At 70.4% G+C, this 21525-nt stretch carries 20 protein-coding genes; 15 read left to right on the plus strand and 5 right to left on the minus strand.

The window, feature by feature from the left end; all coding sequences use genetic code 11:
• The first annotated feature begins 136 nt into the window (after positions 1-136).
• Positions 137-394: a hypothetical protein gene (locus ACZ49J_RS25165; RefSeq protein ID WP_467451745.1), complete on the plus strand. Its 258-nt coding sequence runs from the start codon at positions 137-139 to the stop codon at positions 392-394.
• A gap of 207 nt (positions 395-601) precedes the next feature.
• Positions 602-1159 carry a dihydrofolate reductase family protein gene (locus tag ACZ49J_RS25170; protein ID WP_467451744.1) on the plus strand — a complete coding sequence of 186 codons (558 nt, stop codon included), beginning with the start codon at positions 602-604 and terminating at the stop codon, positions 1157-1159.
• Positions 1160-1876: 717 nt separating this feature from the next.
• On the opposite strand, the gene ACZ49J_RS25175 is transcribed toward ACZ49J_RS25170, so the two are convergent.
• Positions 1877-3358 (minus strand): alpha/beta hydrolase, encoded by a 1482-nt coding sequence (locus tag ACZ49J_RS25175; protein WP_467451743.1) that lies wholly within the window; start codon positions 3356-3358, stop codon positions 1877-1879.
• Positions 3359-3909: 551 nt separating this feature from the next.
• Between ACZ49J_RS25175 and ACZ49J_RS25180 the strand changes: the two genes are divergently transcribed.
• The gene (locus ACZ49J_RS25180) at positions 3910-4971 is read left to right on the plus strand and encodes a glycoside hydrolase family 5 protein (protein ID WP_467451742.1); all 1062 of its coding nucleotides are present in this window, start codon (positions 3910-3912) and stop codon (positions 4969-4971) included.
• Between the two features lie 116 nt (positions 4972-5087).
• On the opposite strand, the gene ACZ49J_RS25185 is transcribed toward ACZ49J_RS25180, so the two are convergent.
• Entirely contained in the window at positions 5088-6086 is a 999-nt protein-coding gene (locus ACZ49J_RS25185) for a helix-turn-helix transcriptional regulator (RefSeq protein WP_467451741.1), read from the minus strand.
• Positions 6087-6221: 135 nt separating this feature from the next.
• Here ACZ49J_RS25185 and ACZ49J_RS25190 point away from each other — a divergent pair, with 135 nt between their 5' ends.
• Entirely contained in the window at positions 6222-6617 is a 396-nt protein-coding gene (locus tag ACZ49J_RS25190; protein ID WP_467451740.1) for a RidA family protein, read from the plus strand.
• A 384-nt stretch (positions 6618-7001) separates the two neighbouring features.
• Here the strand turns inward: ACZ49J_RS25190 and ACZ49J_RS25195 are convergent, their stop codons facing one another.
• The gene (locus tag ACZ49J_RS25195; protein WP_467451739.1) at positions 7002-8300 is read right to left on the minus strand and encodes a cytochrome P450; all 1299 of its coding nucleotides are present in this window, start codon (positions 8298-8300) and stop codon (positions 7002-7004) included.
• Between the two features lie 11 nt (positions 8301-8311).
• Positions 8312-9661 carry a glutamine synthetase family protein gene (locus ACZ49J_RS25200; protein WP_467451738.1) on the minus strand — a complete coding sequence of 450 codons (1350 nt, stop codon included), beginning with the start codon at positions 9659-9661 and terminating at the stop codon, positions 8312-8314.
• A 192-nt stretch (positions 9662-9853) separates the two neighbouring features.
• Here ACZ49J_RS25200 and ACZ49J_RS25205 point away from each other — a divergent pair, with 192 nt between their 5' ends.
• The 10 genes from ACZ49J_RS25205 (at position 9854) to ACZ49J_RS25250 (ending at position 19872) form a co-directional block, all read left to right on the plus strand.
• On the plus strand, positions 9854-10042 hold the full coding sequence (locus ACZ49J_RS25205; RefSeq protein WP_467451737.1) for a ferredoxin: 189 nt from the start codon (positions 9854-9856) through the stop codon (positions 10040-10042).
• Positions 10043-10047: 5 nt separating this feature from the next.
• Entirely contained in the window at positions 10048-11256 is a 1209-nt protein-coding gene (locus ACZ49J_RS25210) for an NAD(P)/FAD-dependent oxidoreductase (protein ID WP_467451736.1), read from the plus strand.
• A 12-nt stretch (positions 11257-11268) separates the two neighbouring features.
• Positions 11269-12075: an acetoacetate decarboxylase family protein gene (locus ACZ49J_RS25215; RefSeq protein ID WP_467451735.1), complete on the plus strand. Its 807-nt coding sequence runs from the start codon at positions 11269-11271 to the stop codon at positions 12073-12075.
• A gap of 32 nt (positions 12076-12107) precedes the next feature.
• Positions 12108-13574: an aldehyde dehydrogenase gene (locus ACZ49J_RS25220; RefSeq protein ID WP_467451734.1), complete on the plus strand. Its 1467-nt coding sequence runs from the start codon at positions 12108-12110 to the stop codon at positions 13572-13574.
• Positions 13567-14487, plus strand: a complete 921-nt coding sequence (locus ACZ49J_RS25225; RefSeq protein WP_467451733.1) for a 3,4-dihydroxyphenylacetate 2,3-dioxygenase — start codon at positions 13567-13569, stop codon at positions 14485-14487. Before ACZ49J_RS25220 ends, ACZ49J_RS25225 begins: the two co-directional genes overlap by 8 nt.
• A 39-nt stretch (positions 14488-14526) precedes the next feature.
• Positions 14527-15372 carry a fumarylacetoacetate hydrolase family protein gene (locus ACZ49J_RS25230; RefSeq protein ID WP_467451732.1) on the plus strand — a complete coding sequence of 282 codons (846 nt, stop codon included), beginning with the start codon at positions 14527-14529 and terminating at the stop codon, positions 15370-15372.
• A 33-nt stretch (positions 15373-15405) separates the two neighbouring features.
• Positions 15406-16014: a TetR/AcrR family transcriptional regulator gene (locus tag ACZ49J_RS25235; protein WP_467451731.1), complete on the plus strand. Its 609-nt coding sequence runs from the start codon at positions 15406-15408 to the stop codon at positions 16012-16014.
• 166 nt (positions 16015-16180) lie between these two features.
• Positions 16181-17626, plus strand: coding sequence for an APC family permease (locus ACZ49J_RS25240; protein ID WP_467451730.1), 1446 nt, complete (start codon positions 16181-16183; stop codon positions 17624-17626).
• A 57-nt stretch (positions 17627-17683) separates the two neighbouring features.
• Complete coding sequence (locus tag ACZ49J_RS25245) at positions 17684-19174, plus strand: aldehyde dehydrogenase (protein ID WP_467451729.1); 1491 nt, start codon at positions 17684-17686, stop codon at positions 19172-19174.
• Positions 19171-19872: a gamma-glutamyl-gamma-aminobutyrate hydrolase family protein gene (locus ACZ49J_RS25250; RefSeq protein WP_467451728.1), complete on the plus strand. Its 702-nt coding sequence runs from the start codon at positions 19171-19173 to the stop codon at positions 19870-19872. Before ACZ49J_RS25245 ends, ACZ49J_RS25250 begins: the two co-directional genes overlap by 4 nt.
• A 12-nt stretch (positions 19873-19884) precedes the next feature.
• Here ACZ49J_RS25250 and ACZ49J_RS25255 read toward each other — a convergent pair whose 3' ends face one another.
• Positions 19885-20457, minus strand: a complete 573-nt coding sequence (locus ACZ49J_RS25255; RefSeq protein WP_467451727.1) for a MarR family winged helix-turn-helix transcriptional regulator — start codon at positions 20455-20457, stop codon at positions 19885-19887.
• 58 nt (positions 20458-20515) lie between these two features.
• Between ACZ49J_RS25255 and ACZ49J_RS25260 the strand changes: the two genes are divergently transcribed.
• On the plus strand, positions 20516-21469 hold the full coding sequence (locus tag ACZ49J_RS25260) for an LLM class flavin-dependent oxidoreductase (protein WP_467451726.1): 954 nt from the start codon (positions 20516-20518) through the stop codon (positions 21467-21469).
• Positions 21470-21525: the final 56 nt, after the last annotated feature.

Genomic DNA, 21525 nt, shown 5'->3' on the forward strand with positions numbered 1-21525 from the left:
TCCACCGGCAGCGGGTTGCTCCGTCAATAGGCGCGTGGTCGCCGGAAGCAACCACCCGGGGTGCGCTGCGGTCTTACCGGGCGCGGTGTTCAGATGATCAGCCTCCTGGCGGTACCGGCGGGAAAGGACTCAGCCCATGGACCACGATCCCGGCCTCTGCCTGGATGTACCGGAGGGTTTCGACGACGCGGATGCCGAGAGTCAGGTGCATCCCATGGCCAGGAAACTGTTCCCCGCCACCACTGCCGCGGAAGCCTTCGGTAAAGCCCATGACTGGGTGGCGAAACACAACGTCTTCCTGGTGGATGTCTCATGGGATTTCGCGCACGACGAAGACCAGCCCTACACACTGAGCATCTATTTCACTTTCGAGCTGGAGCCGGAAGACACCTGATGACGGCGGGTCAGGTCCACGTCGCCAGGTGAGCGGAACCTCAGGTGCGTGCTCAAGAGAGCATTGGTGTTCGTCGTCCGTACCGCAGGGACGTGTCCGACGCCCCCTGGGCCGTGATCCCGTCCAAGAGTCGATGAGTTCCGGGTCGTGCGGAGGTCACAGTCTGCGGGCCGCCGGCAGACCGCCGCACGTACCCGAAGGAGACGCATGGCAAAGCTCATCTACTCGATGATCACCTCGCTCGACGGTTATGCCGAGGCGGCGGAGGGCGACCTCGGCACCGGGGCCGACGACCAGGAGGTGCATACCTTCATCAACGACCTCTTCCGTCCCGTCGGCACGTACCTCTACGGCCGACGAATGTACGAGACGATGGCCTACTGGGAGACCGCGCACACCGAGCCCGGCCAGCCGCCGCACATCCTGCAGTTCGCCCGCGACTGGCAGGCCGCGGAGAAGATCGTGTACTCCACGACGCTTGAGTCCGTGTCCAGCGCGAAGACCAGGATCGAGCGGACCTTCGACCCGAACGCGGTGCGCAAGCTCAAGGCCGAGGCTGATCACGACCTCACCGTCGACGGCCCGAACCTCGCGGCCCAGGCGATCGCGGCCGGCCTGGTGGACGAGTATCACCTGTTCATCACAACGAGCGTGGTCGGAGGCGGCAAGCGGTTCTTCCCCGACGGCGTACGCCTCGATCTGGAGCTGGTCGAGGAGCGTTCCTTCCGCAGTGGACTGATCTACGCGCGCTACCGGACCCGCTGAGGCGCAGGGGCTGGCGACGCTGCCGGCGGAAGGGAGCCGGGGCAGGTGAGAACGAGCCACAGGCCAAGGGGCGGAGCGGTGGCGCTCCCGCTGGTGCGGCCCTGGGGGAGCGCATACCGGTGGCGCCGTTCGCCTTCCGCGCTTGGGCCGGGACGGGGGTTCCTCGTCCCGTTGTTGCCTTAGCCCGTTCTCACTTCGCCGTTGTGCTCAGCGGGCTGCCGTGGACGGCTGTGATCGCTGCCGCAATCGGTCTCATCCGGCTGTACCGGCTGTACTGGGCGGCGGGCGGAACCGCGGGGGTGTCGCACACCGCGGCGAGCGGGACGTCACCTGGTACGTGGGTCCGGAGTTCGCGCTGCGGGCGTTGATGGTGTCCGGCGCCCCCCCCGGGCTGCCGTCAGAGGCCGTCCCGCACGAACCCCTCGGTGGGGCCCGATGGGCGCTTGGCCGGCTCGGCTCAGGCTCGTTGTTCGCCTGGAGCGGCTGGAAGCTTCCGTCACCCTGTACCTGGCGGTTGCACCGCCGGCCGATGCGACCCCGCCAAAAGGACCTCGCGCTCGCGGCAGTCCTGCACCTCGGCGTGTGGCGAACAGCCTGGCACCCTCGCGGCGACCGCGCACGGCACAGCAACTTGGCTTAGTTGTCCACGAGTTGCGTGCGCGTCGCGATCATCTTGCTACCGGGTCCGCCGCCAGGCGGATCCGGATCGGCAAGCTGTCAGGACGGCACGGCGGGGCATCGGGTGCCCCGTGGGGGGACTGCCAGGTCGGTGAGGTAGCTGTCCACGGCGTCCTCCATACACGGGCCGCTGGTGACGCTGCCGTGGCCGTGGCCCTCGTAGGTGAGGAGCACGCCGCTGCGGCCGAGCTGCCGGGCCACCGAGACCGCCCACGGGTAGCCGGTGGCGGGGTCGTGCAGCGCGTTGGCCACCAGGATCGGCGGGGCACCGTGGGCGTCCAGGCGGTGCTGCGGATTGGCGGTCGGCGCGCCCAGACACGCCGCCACCATCTGTATCGGCAGCAGGTAAGGCAGGTCAGGCGCGGTCGCCTTCATCATGGCGACGAGCGAGGCGTAGTCCTGGTAGTCGCGCACCGGCAGGCGCCAGTCCGAGCAGAAGACCGAGGTGGCGGGAGGCAGCGGAGCTATCGAGGTGGGCGACGCGGGCAGCGGCTTGCTCGCGTCCATCCCCGCGATCGCCGTGGCCAGACCCGCGTAGTCGACCTGGTAGAACCTCCGGAACGCGATCTTGTTCACCAGGTCCGAAGAAGACAGCGAGGTGCCCGGCTTGCCCGGGTCCTCCAGCTCGCCGCGCCCGGCCCGGGCCAACAGGCCCTGCCAGACGGCGCGGACGTCGCGGCCGTTCAGCGCGCAGTCCGCGGCACCGTCGCACCACTTCACGAACTCCTGGAACGAATCCTCTGCCGCGGCCGCCCCGGACCGCAGGAAGCGGCGGGTGGTCGGGACACTGTGGTCCATGACGCTCTCCAGCACCATCGCGCGCACGCGGCGCGGGTAGGTCTCGGCGTACTGTGCCCCGAGCAGCGTGCCGTACGAGCTGCCGTGGAAGGTCAGTCTCCGCTCGCCGAGAGCGGCCCGGAGGGCGTCCACGTCCCGGACCGTCTGGGCGGTGTCAAGGTGGTCGAACACCGGGCCGGTACGGGCCCGGCAGTCGGCACGGAGCCGCCTGTTGTACGCCATGGTGGCGTCGAAGTCCGCCTGGCTCTTCAACTCCGCTGACGGCCGCTCGGCAAGCAGGTCGCGGGAGCAGGTCACCGGGTTGCTGCCGCCCACGCCGCGTGGGTCGAAGCTGACGATGTCGAACCTGCGGCGGACCTCAGGGCTGAACCGGCTGATGTGGTCCACCACCATCCCCACACCCGAGTCGCCCGGCCCGCCGGGGCCGAACACCATCGAGCCGACGCGTGCGCCGGGCTCGGTGGCCTTGCGGCGGGCCACCGCCAGGTCGAGTGTCGGCCCGTCCGGCTGGGCCCAGTCGACCGGTACCGAAAGAGTGGCGCACTCGGCTCCTGGTGCCGGGTCGTCACACGGTGCCCAGCGCAGGCTTCCTGTGGCGGACGGCGACGCGTGGGCCGCGGGAGCGGCGGCGAGGCCGGTGATGACGGCCACGGTGGCTCCCACGGCCATGGCCGTGCCCCGCGCGGCGACGCGCCGCAGTACGGATCTGCCCCGTAACGGCATGGATCCTCCCCATGAAGAGAGCGGTTGTGTCAGGCATGCGGACCCGGCCGGGGCACCATCGTCACGTTAGGCGCACTGTCGACCATGTGGTGTGCCTGTCAGGGGCTTTTCCGGGTCGGGTCGGGGACCGCTCAGGGGCGATCGGGACCCAGGGCGGAAACATGGAGGACTTCCTTGTGGCCGGCCCCCGTCCCGTCTGTGTATGCCGGGCGACGGGGCGCCGCGGTCGGATTGGACCTATGGTCGTCGCGTTGCAGGCGTCTCCCCAGTGCCCTGCGCGGCCGGTCCGCACAGTCCGCGCCCTCCGTCTTTCCTGGCGGCACGGGGGCGGGTGACCCGGCCCGGCTGATCTCGTGACCGTGGGACAAGGCGTCACGTCCCGCGTGTCCCCACCGCCAAAGACACCCTTGCCGCACCCCTTGCAAAGGTCCGTACCAACTGCTAATTCCCTTTCTGTTAGGAAAGTTTCCTTCCAGCCGACGGCTCATCGGGCCCCGACCGGCGCCCCCGTCGGTGCCAACCCTTCTCCAACGACTGCCAGGAGATCCCCCATGAGACCGGCACGATTGGTTCTGCTCGTCGCCGCGCTGCTCCTCCTCGGCCTCCTCTCGAACCCAGGAGCGGCACACGCCGGCCCGCCGGCCCCCATGCCGGGGCCGGCGGCCGCGGCCCCGGCAGCGGCCACACCGGTCGCCGCCAACGGACAGCTGAAGGTCTGCGGCACCAAGCTCTGCAACCAGCAAGGAAAGCCGATCCAGCTCCGCGGCATGAGTACGCACGGCCTGCAGTGGTACAGCCAGTGCGTCACCAACGGCTCACTCGACGCGCTCGCCTCCGACTGGAAGGCGGACGTACTGCGCGTCTCCATGTACATCCAGGAAGGAGGTTACGAGACCGACCCGCGCCGCTTCACCGACCTGGTCCACTCCGCCATCGAGCAGGCCACGGCCCGCGGCATGTACGTCATCGTCGACTGGCACATGCTCGACCCGGGCGACCCGCACCACAACCTCGCCCGCGCCAGAACGTTCTTCACCGAGATCGCCCAGCGCCACCGCGACAAGAACAACCTGCTGTACGAGATCGCGAACGAACCCAGCGGTGTGAGCTGGTCCCGCATCAAGAGCTACGCCGAGCAGCTCATCCCGGTGATCAGGGCGAAGGACCCGGACACCCCCGTCCTGGTCGGCACCCGCGCCTGGTCCTCGCTCGGCGTCTCGGACGGCGCGAACGAGTCCGAGGTGGTCAACAACCCGGTGAACGCGGCCAACATCATGTACACGTTCCACTTCTACGCGTACTCGCACCGGGACGAGTACCTGCAGACCCTCACCCGGGCCGCCGACCGCATCCCCGTCTTCGTCACCGAGTTCGGTACCCAGAACTACGCGGGCGAGGGCAGCAACGACTTCGCCATGTCACAGCGCTACCTCGACCTGCTGGCGGCCAAGAAGATCAGCTGGGTCAACTGGAACTTCTCCGACGACCACCGCACGGGCGCCGTCTTCAAGTCGGGAACCTGCAACAGCAACGGTCCGTGGACCGGCACGTCCTCCCTCAAGCCCGCGGGCGTCTGGATCCGTGACCGCATGAGGACCGCGGACGACTTCTGACCGGAGCCGACTGAGCACCCGTAGCCGGCCCGACTGGCCACGTGCGCACTCGACCGGCACAGGCCGGTCGAGCCGGTATGGGTGACTGAGACCAGGGCGTGTTACGAACGCGCTGGTCACTGTCGCTCGTTGCCGTCCGCGTCGAGGACCGTGCCCTCGTAGCGACTGGCCATCGCGGCGGCGCGGTCGCCAAGAGCAGTGCGCAGCGACGCCGGGGCCAGGGCTTCCGCATCCGTGCCGAGTTGCCACAGCGCCCACTCGGCGTGTCGCAGATCCTGGAACGTCACCTCCAGCCGCGGCCAGCCGTCTGCGTCGGGTTCCGTGGCGCGGACGGCCACCACGGTGCTCAGCAGGTCCTCCCGCCGCTCGGGGTTCACCCGAACCAGCACGGCGATATGGCCGTCGGACAGGAACTGCGCGCACCGTTCCCGCCAGACCCGGTCCAGATCGACGGCGATCGGTCGCTGTGCCGGTTCGGGGAGTTCCTCGGCGGCCAGCACCCGCGACAGCCGGTAGGTGCGGTCCGCGCCGGATCTCGTGGCCAGCAGGTAGCCCCGGTCGCGCACCGTGACCAGGCCGATCGGGTCCACCGTTCGCCACTGCGGTGCCTGGTCCGTGGCCGCGTAGTGGATGCGCAGTTTGTGTCCGGCGAGCACCGACCGCCGGATCTCGGTCATTGTCGTTCCGGGCACCTCCTCGGTGGCCGGCCGGCGCGAGAGCAGGTCCGTCTCCGGCTCGACGAGAAACCGCTGGGCCGCGTCACTCGTGGTGGCCTGATGGCTTTCGGGTAGCGCGTCAACCACCTTGCGCATGGCCGATGCGAGCGCCGAGCCGAGGCCGAATGCCTGCTCGCCGCGGCCCGATCCGGCGGTCAGCAAGGCAAGGGCCTCGTCCTGGTTCAGTCCGGTCAGCTCCGTCCTGAAACCGGGCAACAACGCGAACCCGCCGTGCCGACCGCGTTCGGCGTAGACCGGGACGCCGGCGGCGGACAGCGCCTCGATGTCGCGCAGCACGGTACGGGTGGACACCTCGAGCTCGCGGGCCAGTGTGTCCGCGGTCAACCGACCGCGCTGACGCAGCAGCAGCACCAGTGAGACCAGCCGATCGGCGCGCATACGCGGACCTTATCGAATACATGACCAAGGGTGTCGTGTTTTGTTGGGAGGCTCGTGAACATCGACGTCATGGATGGCGGCCGGCCGCCGGTGGACGTCCGTACTCCCAACGAATCGCATGGAGCTGATGTGGCAGTGGAACGAACGGCAGTCAACCCGGTGACCTGGTCCGTGGAGATGGGATTCAACCAGGGTGAGATCGTCGCCGGGCACACCCGGACCCTGTACTGCTCCGGACAGACCGCGATGAGCGGCGAAGGCAAGCCGCAGCACGACGGTGACATGGCCGCACAGCTGGCGCTGAGCCTCGACAACCTGGAGGCCGTGCTCGGCGAGGCCGGCATGTCCCTCGCGAACCTCGTCCGGCTCAATGTCTACACCACCGACGTCGATCTGCTGTTCCCTCACTACGGCGTGCTGGCGTCGCGGTTGGGCGCCGCCGGAGTGGCACCGACCACCACGATGCTCGGGGTGACACGGCTGGCGATCCCGGGCCAGATGGTCGAGCTCGAAGGGACCGCCGTCGCCTGACGCGTCCGCGCCGCCTCTGCCGCTTGTGCCGGTCCGACCGGCAGACCGAACGGTGCTGCTGGCCGATCCCGGCTTCCCTCGCATGCCGGGAATCGACCGCACCGGTCCGCGACTCCGCTACCGGCCCGAGGTACTGGTCCGGACCGCGTGACGGCACGGCAGGCGCGGGCAGAGGCAGCACGGCGCATGACGCCGTCGCAGGAGCACGTGAGAGGAGCTCGGCGGCGGCCCGGGCCCCCGGGGCGGAGCCGGGACCGGCAGCCGCCCCCTCCGCCGCATGGGCGATGCCGAATGACCCGGACCGGACCACTGCCGTCCCTTCGGCGTCCCGTTCCAGCTGTGCCGCGGGCCGGCGTCGGCCCGACCGGCAGCTTGAGCGTGCTGTCAGGCGAGCGTGACCTCGACCGGGAGCTTCTTGATGCCGTTGACGAAGTTGGAACGGACGCGCGGTACGTCGCCGGTCAGTCGGATGTCGGCGATCCTCGGGATGAGCTCCTCGAACATGATGCGGATCTCGGTGCGGGCGAGGAGGTTGCCCAGGCAGAGGTGGGGGCTGCCCTTGCCGAAGGTGACGTGGTCGTTGTGCTGCCGGGTGACGTCGAAGTCGTAGGGGTTGCCGAAGACATCCTCGTCGCGGTTGCCGGAGGCGTACCACATGACGACCTTGTCGCCCTCCTTGATCCGTTTGCCGCCCAGTTCGACGTCCCGGGTCGCGGTGCGCCGGAAGTGGTAGACGGGGGAGGCCCAGCGCAGGAACTCCTCGACCGCCGTGGGGATCAGGGACGGCTCGTCCTTGAGCTTCGCCAGCTGCTCGGGGTGCTGGAGCAGGGCCAGCATGGAGTGGGAGATGGTGTGCCGGGTGGTCTCGTTGCCGGCCACCACCAGGAGCAGGAAGTAGTTGTCGAAGTCCTGCTCCGACAGCGGGATGCCGTCGCGCGGGGTGGTGTTGACCAGCTTGGACACCAGGTCGGTGCCGTCGCCGCCGCGCCGCTGCCGGGCCAGCTCCCGGCCGTACTCGAAGACCTCCAGCGAGGCGGGGGAGCGGAACGGCAGATCGCGGTACTTCTCGCTCTCCTCGCTGTGCAGGAGTACGTCCGCGTAGTCGGGGTCGGTGTTGCCGATGATCCGGTTGCCCCAGTCGATGAGCTGCTGGTTGTCCTGCGGCGGTACGTCGAGGAGACGGGCCAGCACGTTGATGGGGAAGTCCGCGGAGACCTCCTTGACGAAGTCGAACGTGCCCTTCGCCAGGGCCGCGTCCAGCGTCCGCGCGGTCAGACCGCGCAGGAAGTCGGTGTAGCTGTTGATGACCCCGGCGCCGAACTGACGCTGGATGACGCTGCGCAGGGCCCGGTGGCGGACCCCGTCCAGCTCCAGGATCGAGGCGCGCTTGCGGATCTGGTCCTCGTCGACCTCCTCCAGGTTGACGAACCTGGTGGAGGTGAAGGTCTCCGCGTCCCGGTCGACGCGGGCGATGTCCGCGTGCCGGGTCACCGCCCAGAAACCGGAGTTGGGGGCATCCTCCGGCTGCCAGTGCACCGGATCCTCGTGGCGCAGAGTGTGGAACATCCGCCAGGGGGTGACCCCGTCGGTGAAGTTGTCGAGGTTCGCGAGGTCGACGTCGGCGAGACGCATCGCCTCGACAGGGGCGCGAGCGGGGACGGAGGCGGAGGCGGCTGTGGTCATCGCGGGGCCTTTCACAAGTGGTAGGCGTACTCGGTGAACTCCCAGTCGGTGACGTGCCGTTGGAAGCGTTCGACCTCGTTGCGCTTGTAGCTGAGGTAGGAACTGGTGAAGTCCTTGCCGAGCACCTCGACCAGAGCGGTGTCGGCCTCCAGGGCGTCGAGTGCGGCGGGCAGATCCCTCGGCAGCACGGCCGCCCCGGCGGTGTCGTAGCCGTAGCCCTCCAGTGGGGCGGGGGGTTCCTCCCCGGCGAGGACGCCCAGGAGCGCGGCGGCGGTGGTGGCGGCGATGGCCAGGTAGGGGTTGGCGCTGGCGTCCCCGAGGCGCAGTTCCAGCCGGGCGCCGGAGCCGCGCTCGGGCGGGATGCGGACCATCGCGCTGCGGTTGTCCATGCCCCAGTCGACGAGCCAGGGGGCGAGGGTGTCGGGGCCGAAGCGTTTGTAGGAGTTCACCGTCGGGTTGAGCAGTGCGGCCAGGGCGGGCGCGTGGGCGAGGACTCCGGCGACCGCGTGCCGGGCGGTGGCGGAGAGACCGTACATCCCGGCGGGGTCGTCGAAGGCGTTGCGCCCCTCGGTGTCCTCGCAGGACAGGTGCAGGTGGAAACCGGAACCACCGGCGTCGTTGAACGGCTTGGCCATGAAGGTGGCCAACTTGCCCTCCGCCCGCGCCAGTTCCTTGACGGCGGCCTTGAAACGGAACGACCGGTCGGCGGCGGAGAGGGCGTCGGAGTGGAGCAGGTTGATCTCGAACTGTCCGCCGTCGAACTCGTGGTTGCCGCCCAGCACGCCGATGCCGAGATCACGGACGTGCCGCAGGGTGCGCAGCAGATGGTTCTCCGGGTCGGCCCGCAGCCCGGCCGTGTAGACAGCCCCGGGGTCCCGCCCGTACCGGCGCCGGCCGCCGGCCGGGTCCGGCTCGCACAGGAAGTACTCCAGCTCCGGTCCGACGACCGGGCTCAGGCCGTGCTCCGAACACCGCGTGAGCACCGCCCGCAGCAGGTCCCGCGGTGATTCGGGCGCAGGCGCCCCGGTGGCCGGGTCGACGACGTCGCCGAGACAGGCCGCCACCCCGGGCTCCCAGGGCAGCGGCACGCAGGTGGCCAGGTCCGGTCGTATGGCGATGTCCGGCAGTCCTGCGTCCAGCCCGCCGCTGACCGGCACCACGTCGCCCTGCGGGCTGGTGTGGTAGACCGCCCGGCAGAAGGCGAGCCCGTGCTCCATGGCCCGGGGCAGCGCCTCGACCAGGACGTCCCGGGCCCGGTCCGTGCCGATGAGGTCGGGATACATCACCCGCACCACGTCGATGCCGTCGGCGGTCAGCCGCTCCACGTGGCGGCGGACTTCTGACAGGTCTTGAGCGCTCACCGTTGTCTCCTCGGGCGGCTGTCGGGACATCTCCGGACCGAGAGCCCGGCAGTCATTTGATGTCAAACGGTATGGAGGGTGCGCCCTCCCTGCAAGAGGCTCGGGCCAAGAATTTATCCATCCGGATAGGTATTGACCAGAGGGTGGGGCATGCCTACCTTATTTGAAGCCAAACGACTTGGAGGGCCGGCCATGAAGGTCGTCGTCGACATGAACAAGTGCCAGGACCACGGCCAGTGCGTCTTCGCGGCTCCCGACGTCTTCTCCATGGACGAAGGCGGGCATCTGGCGTACGTCTCCGACCCCGACGACGCGCTGCGCGACGAGGTCGAGGAGGCCGCCGACGTCTGCCCGCTGCAGGCCATCCGGATCGAGGACTGAACCCCATGACCGGACGCATAGTCGTCGCGGGCGGCTCGATGGGTGGCCTGCGGGCCGCCGAGCAACTGCGTGCGGCGGGCTGGACCGGGGCCGTCACCGTCGTCGGCGACGAACCCCACATGCCCTACAACCGGCCTCCCCTCTCCAAGGACGTCCTGTCCGGCAGGGCCTCCTTCGAGTCGCTCGCCCTCACTCCGAAGGCGGCTGCCGCCGACGTGCAGTGGCGGCTCGGCACGAAGGTCGTCTCTGCCCGGCTCGACGAGCGGACCGTGGCACTCGACGACGGCTCGACCCTCTCCTACGACGGCCTCGTCGTCGCCACCGGCATGCGCCCCCGGCGCCTGCGCTGCCCCGGCCCGCTCGCCGGCCGTCACACGGTCCGCACCCTCGCCGACGCCCAGGGACTGCGGGAAGAACTCACCCGCCCCGATGCGCGGGTGGTCGTGGTGGGTGCCGGATTCATCGGGTGTGAGGTCGCCGCCACCGCCGTAGGACTCGGCGTGCGGGAGGTGACCGTCGTCGATCCGCTGCCCCTGCCGATGGTCGCACCGCTCGGCGAACTGCTCGGCCGGGCGCTGCTGAAGCGCCACGAGGAGCGCGGGGTGCGCTTCCGGCTCGGTACCGAAGTGGCCGGGTTCGAGGGGGACTCGGAGGTGACCGGGGTCGTCCTCGGTGACGGCACCGTGCTGCCCGCCGACGTGGTGGTCGAGTCGGTCGGCTCGGCCGCCAACGTCGAATGGCTGGAGGGCAACGGCCTCGACCTGTCGGACGGAGTTCTCACCTGCGGGCAGCTGCGGGCCGGCGGACGGCCGGAGGTGGTCGCCGTCGGCGATGTCGCCCGGTTCCCCAACGCCCGCTACGACGGAGTACCCCGCCGTGTCGAGCACTGGTCGATCCCGACCGACACCGCCAAGCACGCCGCGAAGGCGCTCGTCGCTCATCTCGCCGGTGTGGAAGTGGAGTTGGCGCCCTTCGCCCCGCTGCCCACCTTCTGGAGCGACCAGCACGAGTTCCGGCTCCAGTCCTTCGGAGCACCCGTCCTCGGCCTCGACGACGTCCGTGTCCTCGACGGCACCCCGGAGAGTGACGTCGTCGTCGGCTATCACACCGCCGGCCGGCTGACCGGCGTCATCGCGCTCGGCGGCCAGGCAGCGGCGAAGGGCGCCGCCCGGTATCGCGCCCAGTTGCTGAAGCAGCCCGCCCTCACCGCGTAAGGAACGTCCGCCATGTCCTCTGTCCGTGGTTACTTCCATCCCAAGACGGCGAGCGGTTCCTCGTCGCTGATTCCGCCGCCTCCGTGGCGCTACTCCGGTGATCTGCTCACCGTCGAGTACCGGACCGATCCGGCGCGGGTGCGTGAACTGCTGCCCGAACCGTTGGAGTTGGCCGACGAAGACCCCGGCGCGGTCGCGTTGATCTGGGCCGACTGGCAGTCCTGCTCCGCCTCCGGTGACGAACTGCTGGATCCCGTGCTCTCCCAGTACAAGGAGGCGTTCGCGGTCGTGCGCTGCACGTACCGGGGGCAGACGTACTCGCGCTGCGTGTACATCTGGGTCGACAAGGACTTCGCCATCGCGCGCGGTCTGCACCAGGGCTACCCGAAGAAGCTCGGCTCCATCCACCAGACCCGGCCCCACCCCTACGGTCCCGCCCCCCGGATCGAGCCCGGGGCGCGGTTCGGTGCGACGCTCGCCGCCGCGGACCGGCGGCTCGCCCAAGCGGTGGTCACACTCCGGGAGCCGTCGGAGGCCAACGGGTTCGTCAACGGCCACCCGATGGCCCATCACCGGTGGCTGCCGTCGATCGAGAAGGGGAAGGGGCTCGCGCTCGACGAGCTGATCGAGTCCGGGGCGGCTTCCTTCGAGGGCGGTCAACCATGGGTGGGGGAGGCCCAGTTGGAGCTGTTCGAGGCGCCCACCGAGGAGCTGGCCCGGCTGGAGATCCGGGAGCCGATCGCCGCCTACTACCGCCAGGTCGGCGTGGTGTGGGACGGCGGCCGCCTGCTCGAGTCGGGCGCTTCCGGAGCCGAGTGACCCCCCTACAACACAGGACCTGGAGATCGGACATGACCGAGCACACCCTCACGGTGGCGGGGGTCGCCATCGACACCCGGCACTGGATCGGCGGCGAACGCGTCGCCTCCACCGAGACGTTCACCGACCTCTCGCCGATCGACGGCGGCACGATCGGTGAGATCGCCCGGGGCACCGCGACGGAGGCAGCGGCCGCCGTCGCCGCCGCCAAGGCCGCCTTCCCCGCCTGGGCCGCCACCCCCCGCGCCGAACGGGCTCGCATCCTGCACGCCATCGCCGACGGCGTCGAGAAGCGCACCGAAGAGCTGGCCATCGTCGAGACCACCGACAACGGCGCCCTCCTGCGCTCGCACCGCCGGGGCGTGATGCCCCGCGTGGCGCACAACTTCCGTTTCTTCGCCGACTGGTTGCTCGAGCTGGACCATGACGATTTCGAGACCCGCGGCCACACCAACCACGTCTCCTGGGATCCCGCGGGCCCCTGCGTGCTGATCACGCCGTGGAACGCGCCCCTGATGCTGGCCACCTGGAAGGTCGCCCCGGCGCTGGCCGCCGGAAACACCGTCGTCCTCAAGCCGGCCGAGTGGTCCCCGCTGACCGCGTCCCTGCTCGCGGACATCGCCGCCGAGGCGGGGCTGCCCGCAGGCGTGCTGAACATCGTCCAGGGCTACGGCTCCGAGATCGGCGACGCCCTCACCTCGCACCCGGACGTGCGCAGGATCAGCTTCACCGGCTCGGTTCCCACCGCCAGGCGCATCGCCGTATCGGCCGCCCCCAATCTCACCCCTTTGAGCCTCGAACTCGGCGGCAAGTCCCCGCTGTTGGTGTTCGCCGATGCCGACCTGGACCTCGCCGTCGACCTCGCGGTGGAGCAGTACGACAACGCGGGGCAGGTCTGTCTGGCCGCGACCCGGCTCCTCGTCGAGGAGGCGATCGCCGAGGAGTTCACCCGGCGGTTCGTCAAGAAGGCCGCGGCTCTGAAACAGGGCGACCCTCGCGAGGCGGCCACCGACATCGGGCCCACCATCCATCCCCGTCAGCTGGAGAAGATCGACGGATTCGTGCGGCGGGCGATCGCGGACGGGGCCCGGGCCGTCATCGGCGGGCACCGCAAGGACGGGCAGTACTACGCGCCCACCCTGCTCACCGGTGTCGCCCAGGACTCGGAGATCGTTCAGGAGGAGGTCTTCGGGCCTGTCCTGACCCTGCAGACCTTCGCGGCGGAGGAAGAAGCCGTCCGCCTGGCCAACGACACCCGCTTCGGGCTCGCCGCCACCCTCGCCACCGGCGACTCCGAGCGCGCCGAACGCGTCACCGCGCGGCTGGTCGCCGGCACGGTCTGGGTCAACTGCTTCTTCGTGCGCGACCTGCGGGCGCCCTTCGGCGGCTCCCGCCACTCCGGCGTCGGCCGCGAGGGCGGCACCTGGAGCTTCGACTTCTACTGCGACGTCAAGAACACCGTGACCGCCCCGAACGGATGGAGCCGGAACCATGGGTGAGATCGTCGGGGCCGGTCTCCTCGCCCATGTCCCCACCATCGTGCTCCCGGAGGCCGACCGGCTGGAGCTGAACGAGGGCAAGGAGATCACCCTCGTCACCGGACTTCGGCAGCTCCGCAGGGACGTCTTCGAGCGGGACGACTACGACACCGTCGTCGTCCTCGACTCCCACTGGGCGACGACCGTCGAGTTCGTGGTCACCGCCCAGCAGCGCCGGGCGGGCCTGTTCACCTCCGAGGAACTGCCGCGGGGGATGTGCCGGATGCCGTACGACTTCCCCGGCGATCCCGAACTCGCCGCCGGCATCGAGCGGTTCGCCGACAAACACGGCACCTGGATCACCGCGATCGAGGACGAGTACCTGCCGATCTACTACGCCACCATCAACCTCTGGAAGTTCCTGGGGGAGGGGCTGCCGGACAAGCGGTGGGTGAGCATCGGGGTGTGCCAGACCGGTGACATGGAGGACCATCTGCGGCTCGGGCGCGCGCTCGCCGACGGGATCGCCGCCACCCCGGGACGGCGGGTACTGGTGATCGCCTCGGGTGCGCTGTCGCACACCTTCTGGCCGCTGCGCGAGCTGAGGGACCACGAGGCCAGCGACCCGGTGCACATCTTCACGCCTCAGGCGCGGGAAGCCGACTACGAGCGCATCGCCTGGTTCAAGGACGGCCGTCACGACAAGGTCCTCGACACCATGGACGAGTTCTGGAAGTACAAGCCCGAGGCGAAGTTCTTCCACTACCTGATGATGGCCGGCGCCCTCGGCGAGCACCGGTGCGTGGCCAAGGCCCGGCAGTACGGGGAGTACGAGAACTCCGTCGGCACCGGTCAGGTGCACCTGTGGTTCGACCGTCCCGCCGAGGGCTGGACCGGCGACGGCCCGCCCGCACCGAGCACCCCGAACAGCTGAGTCCGGACAGCCGTACCGAGTCGTATCCAGGAGCCTGTCATGCCCGAGTACCGCCGCATCCTCCTCGACGGCGCCGCCGTCGAGGTCACCGTCGACGGGGACGAACTCGTCGCCGGGGACGGCCGCCGCGTCAAGACCGACGAGGCGCGGCACCTGCCGCCGGTCGTCCCCTCCAAGGTGATCGCCGTACACCTCAACCACCGCAGCCGCGTCGACGAGTTCCAGATCGACCTGCCGGACACCCCCACCTACTTCCACAAGCCGACCTCGGCCCTCAACTCCCACCGGGGCGCGATCGTCCGCCCCGAGGGCTGCAAGTGGCTCAACTACGAGGGCGAGGTCGCCATCGTCATCGGGAAGACCGCGCGGAACATCTCCCCGCGGGAGGCGGGGGAGTACATCGCGGGCTACACCGTCGCCAACGACTACGGGCTGCACGACTTCCGTGACACCGACGCGGGGTCGATGCTGCGGGTGAAGGGTTCCGACACCCTGTGCCCGCTCGGCCCGGGGCTCGTCACCGACTGGGACTTCCACGGCAAGACCCTGCGCACGTACGTCAACGGCGAGGTGGTGCAGGACGGTTCGACCGACGAGATGAAGTGGGACATGCACTACCTCGTCGCCGACATCGCCCGCACCATCACCCTCCACCCCGGCGACGTCCTGCTGTCGGGGACTCCGGCCAACTCCCGTCCCGTGCGGCCCGGCGACGTGGTCGAGGTGGAGGTCGAGGGTCTCGGCAGGCTGACCAACCACATCGTCACCGGCCCCACCCCGATCCGGACCGACGTCGGTGCCCAGCCCACGGAGTCCGAGGAGGTGCTGTCCACCGCGCTCGGCGGCGACTGGGAGTTCCGCGGCATCCGTGCGCCCCGCCGGTAGGCGCCGCAATCCGGGCCGGGTAGGGTCGCGACCATGACCGAGGCCGCCGACACCCCGCAGGACTCCCGCGCGGGGTCGCGCAGGCGGCTCGGCTACGGAGAGGGGCGCGAGGCGCTGCTCGAAGCCGCGGTCCGGGTCGTCGGGCGGCGCGGTCTGCGCCACCTCACCTACCGTGCCGTCGCCGAGGAGGCCGGTGTCACCCACGGCCTCGTCGTCCACCACTTCGGCTCCCGCGACGCACTGATCGAGGAGTCCCTCGCCTACGCCGTGCGCACCAGCCTGAGCAGCAGCCTTCTGGAACCCGGCACCGGACGGCCCGAGGACTTCGTCAGCGGGCTGACCGGCATGGTGGAGGACGACGCCGATCTCCAGGCGTACCAGTACGAGCTGCTGTTGGAGGCCCGCCGCCGCCCCGGACTGCTGCCGCAGGTGCGTGGGCTGTACGACGAGTACTTCGGCGCGGCCCGGCGGGAGCTGGAGCGGATCCTGGAGGGCGAGGTGAGTCCGGCGTTCAACCGGCTCGTCTTCGCCGCGCTCGACGGGCTTGTGCTGCATCAGCTGACCGGGATGGGCAGCCGTGCGGACACCGAGGCCGCGCTGACGGAACTGCGGTCCCTGCTGCGAGGCCTCGGCGAGCGCTGAGCAGGCCGTCGATCGGCCGCGGCGCTGACGCGGGTACCGCTCGCGTAAATTTCCTTTTCACCCCCTTGCCAGATGGATAGTTCCGACCCACCATGAGGCAACTCGTTTGACCCAAAACGAGTTCTCCCTCTCTTTCTCGTCCCCCTCCCCTCAGCAGGTGATCCGCGTGGACAGTCAGACGGTCGACACCTCTTCGAAACCGGAAGAGGGCACCCGTGCCCCGGCAACCCTCAAGCGCAACGCCCTCGGTGTCCTGGGCATCCTCTTCTTCGTCCTGTCCGCCCAGGCACCGCTCACCGGCATCGCGGGTGCCGTCCCCATCGCCGTCGCCCTCGGCAACGGTCCCGGCGTCCCCGCCGCCTACGCCGTGGCCGGCGCGGTGATCCTGCTGTTCTCGGTGGGCTTCGTGACCATGGGACGGCACGTGGTCAACGCGGGCGCCTTCTACACGTACATCGGCAAGGGCCTCGGCCGGACCACCGGCAGCGGCAGCGCCGCCGTGGCCCTGTTCGCCTACTGCACGGTCCAGGCCGCGATCTACGGCCTCTACGGCGCCACCGTCAGCGCCCTGGCCGAGCACTACGCCGGCGTCCGCATCGACTGGTGGATCTGGGCGCTGGTCACCATGATCGTCGTCCAGCTGCTGGGCGCCGCCGGCATCGAGATCGGCGCCAGGGTGCTCGCCCTTTTCGTCCTGGCCGAGTTCAGCATCCTGCTCGTCTTCGCACTGGTCACCCTGGTCAGGGGCGGTGGGCCCGAGGGGCTGGGCCTCACCGACACCTTCTCGCCGAGCGCCGCGTCCCAGGGCGCGCCCGGGGTGGCACTGATGTTCGCGGTGGCCTCGATGTTCGGCTTCGAGGCCACCGCCATCTACGGCGAGGAGGCCCGCGAACCCCACAAGACCGTGCCCCGGGCCACCTATCTCTCGGTCGCGGTGGTCACCGGGTTCTTCGTCGTCGTCTCGTGGATGCTGATCTCCTCCTACGGCCCCTCGAAGGCCACCGCGGCCGCGGGCGCGGCGCTCGAAGGCGGCGACTCCACCGTGTTCGTCTTCGCACCGATCGCCGACCAGTTCGGCGGCTGGGTGAACGACGTCCTCCCCATGCTGCTGGCCACCTCCCTGTTCGCCGGCATCCTCGCCTTCCACAACTCCGCCAACCGCTACCTGTTCTCCCTCAGCCGCGAGGGGCTGCTGCCCGCCCGGCTGAGCACCCTCAACCGACGCCAGTCACCGCAGGCGGCCGGACTCGTGCAGACCGCGATCGCGGCACTGCTGGTCATGCCGTTCGCCCTGGCGGGCAAGGACCCCGTCCTGACCCTGTTCTCCTGGTTCAGCGGCGTCGCCGTCCTCGCCTGCATGCTGCTGTACTTCCTGACCTCGGTCTCCGTGATCGCCTTCTTCCGCCGCGAACGGCTGGACACCCGGCTGTGGCACACCCTGATCGCCCCCGCCCTCGGCGCCGTCGGAATCGCGGGCGCGATCTGGGTCGTCCTCGCCAACTTCACGACCCTCATCGGCGGCGACACCGCCACGGCCACCTGGCTCGCCCTCGCCGTCCCGGCCGTCCTGCTGCTGGGCGCCGGAACCGCCCGGCTGTCCCGCACCCGCTGACCCGTCCGCACCCGGCCCGGCCCCCGTGCGGAGCCGGGCCCCAGAACGAGGAAACCCATGCTGGACGCCACCCACGACGAACTCCTGTGCCGCGCCAAGGCCCTCGACCTGCCTGCTCACCACCACATCGACGGAACCGACGAGCCCGGCGGCGGCACCACCTTCCCCGTCGTCTCACCCCGGGACGGCCGGATCCTCGCCCACGTCGCCGACGCGACCCGGGATGAGGTCGACCTCGCCGTGGCCGCCGCCCGCCGCGCCTTCGACTCAGGGCCCTGGCCCCGCCTGGCCCCCGCCGAGCGTGGCCGGATCCTGGTGCGCGTCGCCGAACTCCTCGAAGAGCGGCGGGAGGAGCTGGCCCTCACCGTCACCCTGGAGATGGGCAAGCCCATCACCGACGCCTACGCCATCGAACTGCGCGCCGTCATCAACACCTTCCGCTGGTACGGACAGCTCGCCGACAAGCTCACCGACGAGTCCCCGCACACCGCCGCCGATGCCCTGGCCCTGGTCACCCGGGAACCGGCGGGCGTGGTCGGAGCGGTCGTCCCCTGGAACTTCCCTCTCACGCTGGCCGGCTGGAAGGTCGCCCCCGCGCTCGCGGCCGGCTGCACGGTCGTACTGAAACCCTCCGAGCACTCGCCGCTGTCGGCCCTGCTGCTCGGGCGGATCGCCACCGAGGCCGGACTGCCCCCGGGCGTCCTCAACGTCGTGACCGGCGACGGCCCGACCGCGGGCAGCGCACTCGGCCTGCACCCGGACGTCGACGTGCTCGCCTTCACCGGCTCCACCGCCGTGGGAGGGCACTTCCTGCGGTACGCGGCCGACTCCAACCTCAAACGGGTCTGGCTCGAACTCGGCGGCAAGTCCCCCAACATCGTGCTGCCCGACGCCCCCGACCTGGACCGGGCCGCGGCCACCGCCGCCTGGGGGATCTTCTTCAACCAGGGCGAGATGTGCACCGCGCCCTCCCGGCTGCTGGTGCACTCCTCGATCGCCGACCGGGTGACCGAGGCCGTCGTGCGCCGGGCCCGCGAGCTGCGCGTCGGCGATCCGCTGGACCCGGCCACCGAGATGGGCGCGCTGGTCGGCGAGGACCACCTCGGGCGGGTCCGCGAGCACGTCGACCGGGGCCTGGCGGAGGGCGCCCGGCTGCTGACCGGCGGCTCGCGCGTCCTCGCCGACACCGGGGGCAGTTTCCTGGAGCCGACCGTCTTCGACCAGGTCGGGGCGGGGACGCGGCTGGCCCGGGAGGAGATCTTCGGACCGGTGCTGTCGGTGCTGACCTTCGGCGACCTCGACGAGGCGGTCCGGCTGGCCAACGACACGGAGTACGGTCTCGCCGCCGGTGTGTGGACCTCCGACCTGTCCACCGCGCACCGCGTCTCGCGGGCCCTGAAGGCGGGGACCGTCTGGGTCAACTGCTACGAGGAGGGCGACCTGACCGTCCCCTTCGGCGGAATGAAGCAGTCCGGCAACGGCCGCGACAAGTCCGCCCACGCCCTGGAGAAGTACACCGAGCTCAAGACCACCTGGATCCAGCTGTGACGCGCCCCCTGATAGCCGTCCCGGCCCGTTTCTCCGCGACGACCTCCGCCCTGCGCTTCGCCGCCGAGGTCAACGCGCGCATGCTGATCGAGGCCGTGTGGCGGGCCGGCGGCGAACCGGTGAGCATCCATCCCGCCGACCAGGGGACGGCAGCCCGCCTCACCCGTTTCGACGGCCTGCTCCTGCCCGGCGGCGGCGACCTCGCCCCGCGGCGCTACGGCGCCACCGACATCCACGACACCGTCTACGACGTCGACGACCTCCAGGACACCTTCGATCTCGACGCCGCCCGTGCCGCCCTGGAACTGGGCCTGCCGATGCTGGCGATCTGCCGCGGCCTCCAGGTGGTCAACACGGCCCTCGGCGGCACCCTCGAACAGGACATGGGAGGGCCGGAGCGCGACCACCGGCACCGCGTCCACCCCGTGACCATCGAGCGCGGCAGCACGCTGCACCTGGCCGTCGGAGCCGAGAAGGCGGACGCGTCCTGTTACCACCACCAGCGCGTCGACCGCCTGGGCACCGGCCTGACCGTCACCGCCACGGCGGCGGACGGCACCGTCGAAGGGGTCGAACTGGCCGGCTCCCGCGGCTGGTTCACGGCCGTGCAGTGGCACCCGGAGGACACGGCCCACGACGACCCGGTCCAGCAGGCGCTGTTCGACGCGCTGGTACGGGCCGCCGCCGAGACCGCCTGAGGCCGACCGGTGTCAGCTCCGCGGCCGGCGCCCGCTGCGCCGCGGCGCGGGCTCGGCGCCGTCCAGGAGCGCCTGACGCCGTTCCTCGCCGTTCTCCTCCACCTGCATCACGACCCGGCGCAGCCCCTCCGCGAGGCCGCGGCAGTCGGCGTCGCTGAGACCCGCGGTGACGAAGGCCTCCTCCTCGTTGAACGCCGGGAACACCCGCCGCATGAGCTCCTCGCCCTCGTCGGTGAGGCTCAGCAGCACCAGCCGCCCGTCGGTCGGATGACCCGCCCGCCGCACCAGCCCACGGGACTCCAGGGTGCGGGCCACACCCGTCAGCGTGCCCTTGGAGATCCCCGCCTCCTCCGCCACATGCCGGGTCTCCGACTCACCCCACACCCACACCACCCACAGCACGACGAACGCCGTCCAGGTCAGGTCCGAACCGCGCAGCACCGAGTTCTCCAGATGCTGCCGCACCGCGGAGGCCGCCCGGTAGATGTTCGCCACGGCGGCCATCTGGTCCCGGCGGATCGGAAAGCCCCCCAGCTTCGCCTCCGCGAGCTTCTCGGCTTCGGTGATGGATCGCTGACCGGGCACGGGCGGCTCCTTCATGTCGTTCGCGATCAAATTGTACGAAGAGAAAGGGCAACCGGACATGACAGGTCCCCGCTCCCGCACCCCCCGCATGCTGCTCGTCCTCAGCGAGAACTGGACCCTGACCGGAGGCCGGGCCGACCTGCCCACCGCCGTACGGTGGGCCCGCGAGGCGGAGGACGCCGGCTTCGACTCCGTCATGGTCAGCGAGCACATCGTCCTCGGGCCCGACGCGGGAGCCGACGGGATCATGGGCAACCCACGGGAGTACGCGCTGCCGGGCAACCAGGACCCGTACACCCCCTGGCCGAACTCCCTGCTCCTGCTGGCCGCGATCGCCTCGGTCACCGAGCGCCTCCGGCTGGCCGCCGCGGCCGTCCTGGCCCCGCTGCGGCACCCGCTGGTGCTCGCCCGGGAACTCGGCACCCTCGACCTGATCAGTGAGGGCAGGCTGGTGGTGCAGCCCACGGTGAGCTGGAGCCGGGACGAGTACGAGGCCCTCGGTGTGCCGTTCGGCCGCCGGGGACGGCTGCTCGACGAACATCTGGAGGTCTGGGCGAAGGCGTGGGGTCCTTCGCCCCTGTCCCACGACGGCCCGGACTACCCCTTCCAGGACGTCTACTTCGAGCCCAAGGCGTACCGGCCCGACGGCCCCCGGCTGTGGTTCGGCGGACAGCGCCTGCACGGCCCGGTGCTGCGACGGCTCGTACAGTACGGTCACGGCTTCCACCCGCTCGGCCGGCCCACGCCCGATGACCTCCGGGCCCTCAAGGACGCGATGGCCGCGGCCGGGCGGGACGTCGCCGACCTGGAGATGATCGGGGGCACCCGGGCCGTGTTTCCGGACGACCACTCGCCGGCCGATCTCGGGGCCGCCCTCGCCTCCATTCCCGAGCAGCTGGAGGGCGGTTTCACCACCTTCTGCATCAAGCCCAACCAGTTCGTCGACGACGCGGACGGCGTCGGGGCGTTCTGCCGCGAAGTCATGCGGCGGGTGGAGGCCCTGACCTCCTGACCCCGCAACGGCGGCGACGCCCGGCCCCCGGACGGCTCGGATCCTGTGTCATACCG

Source organism: Streptomyces sp. NPDC030840 (genome assembly GCF_055572015.1).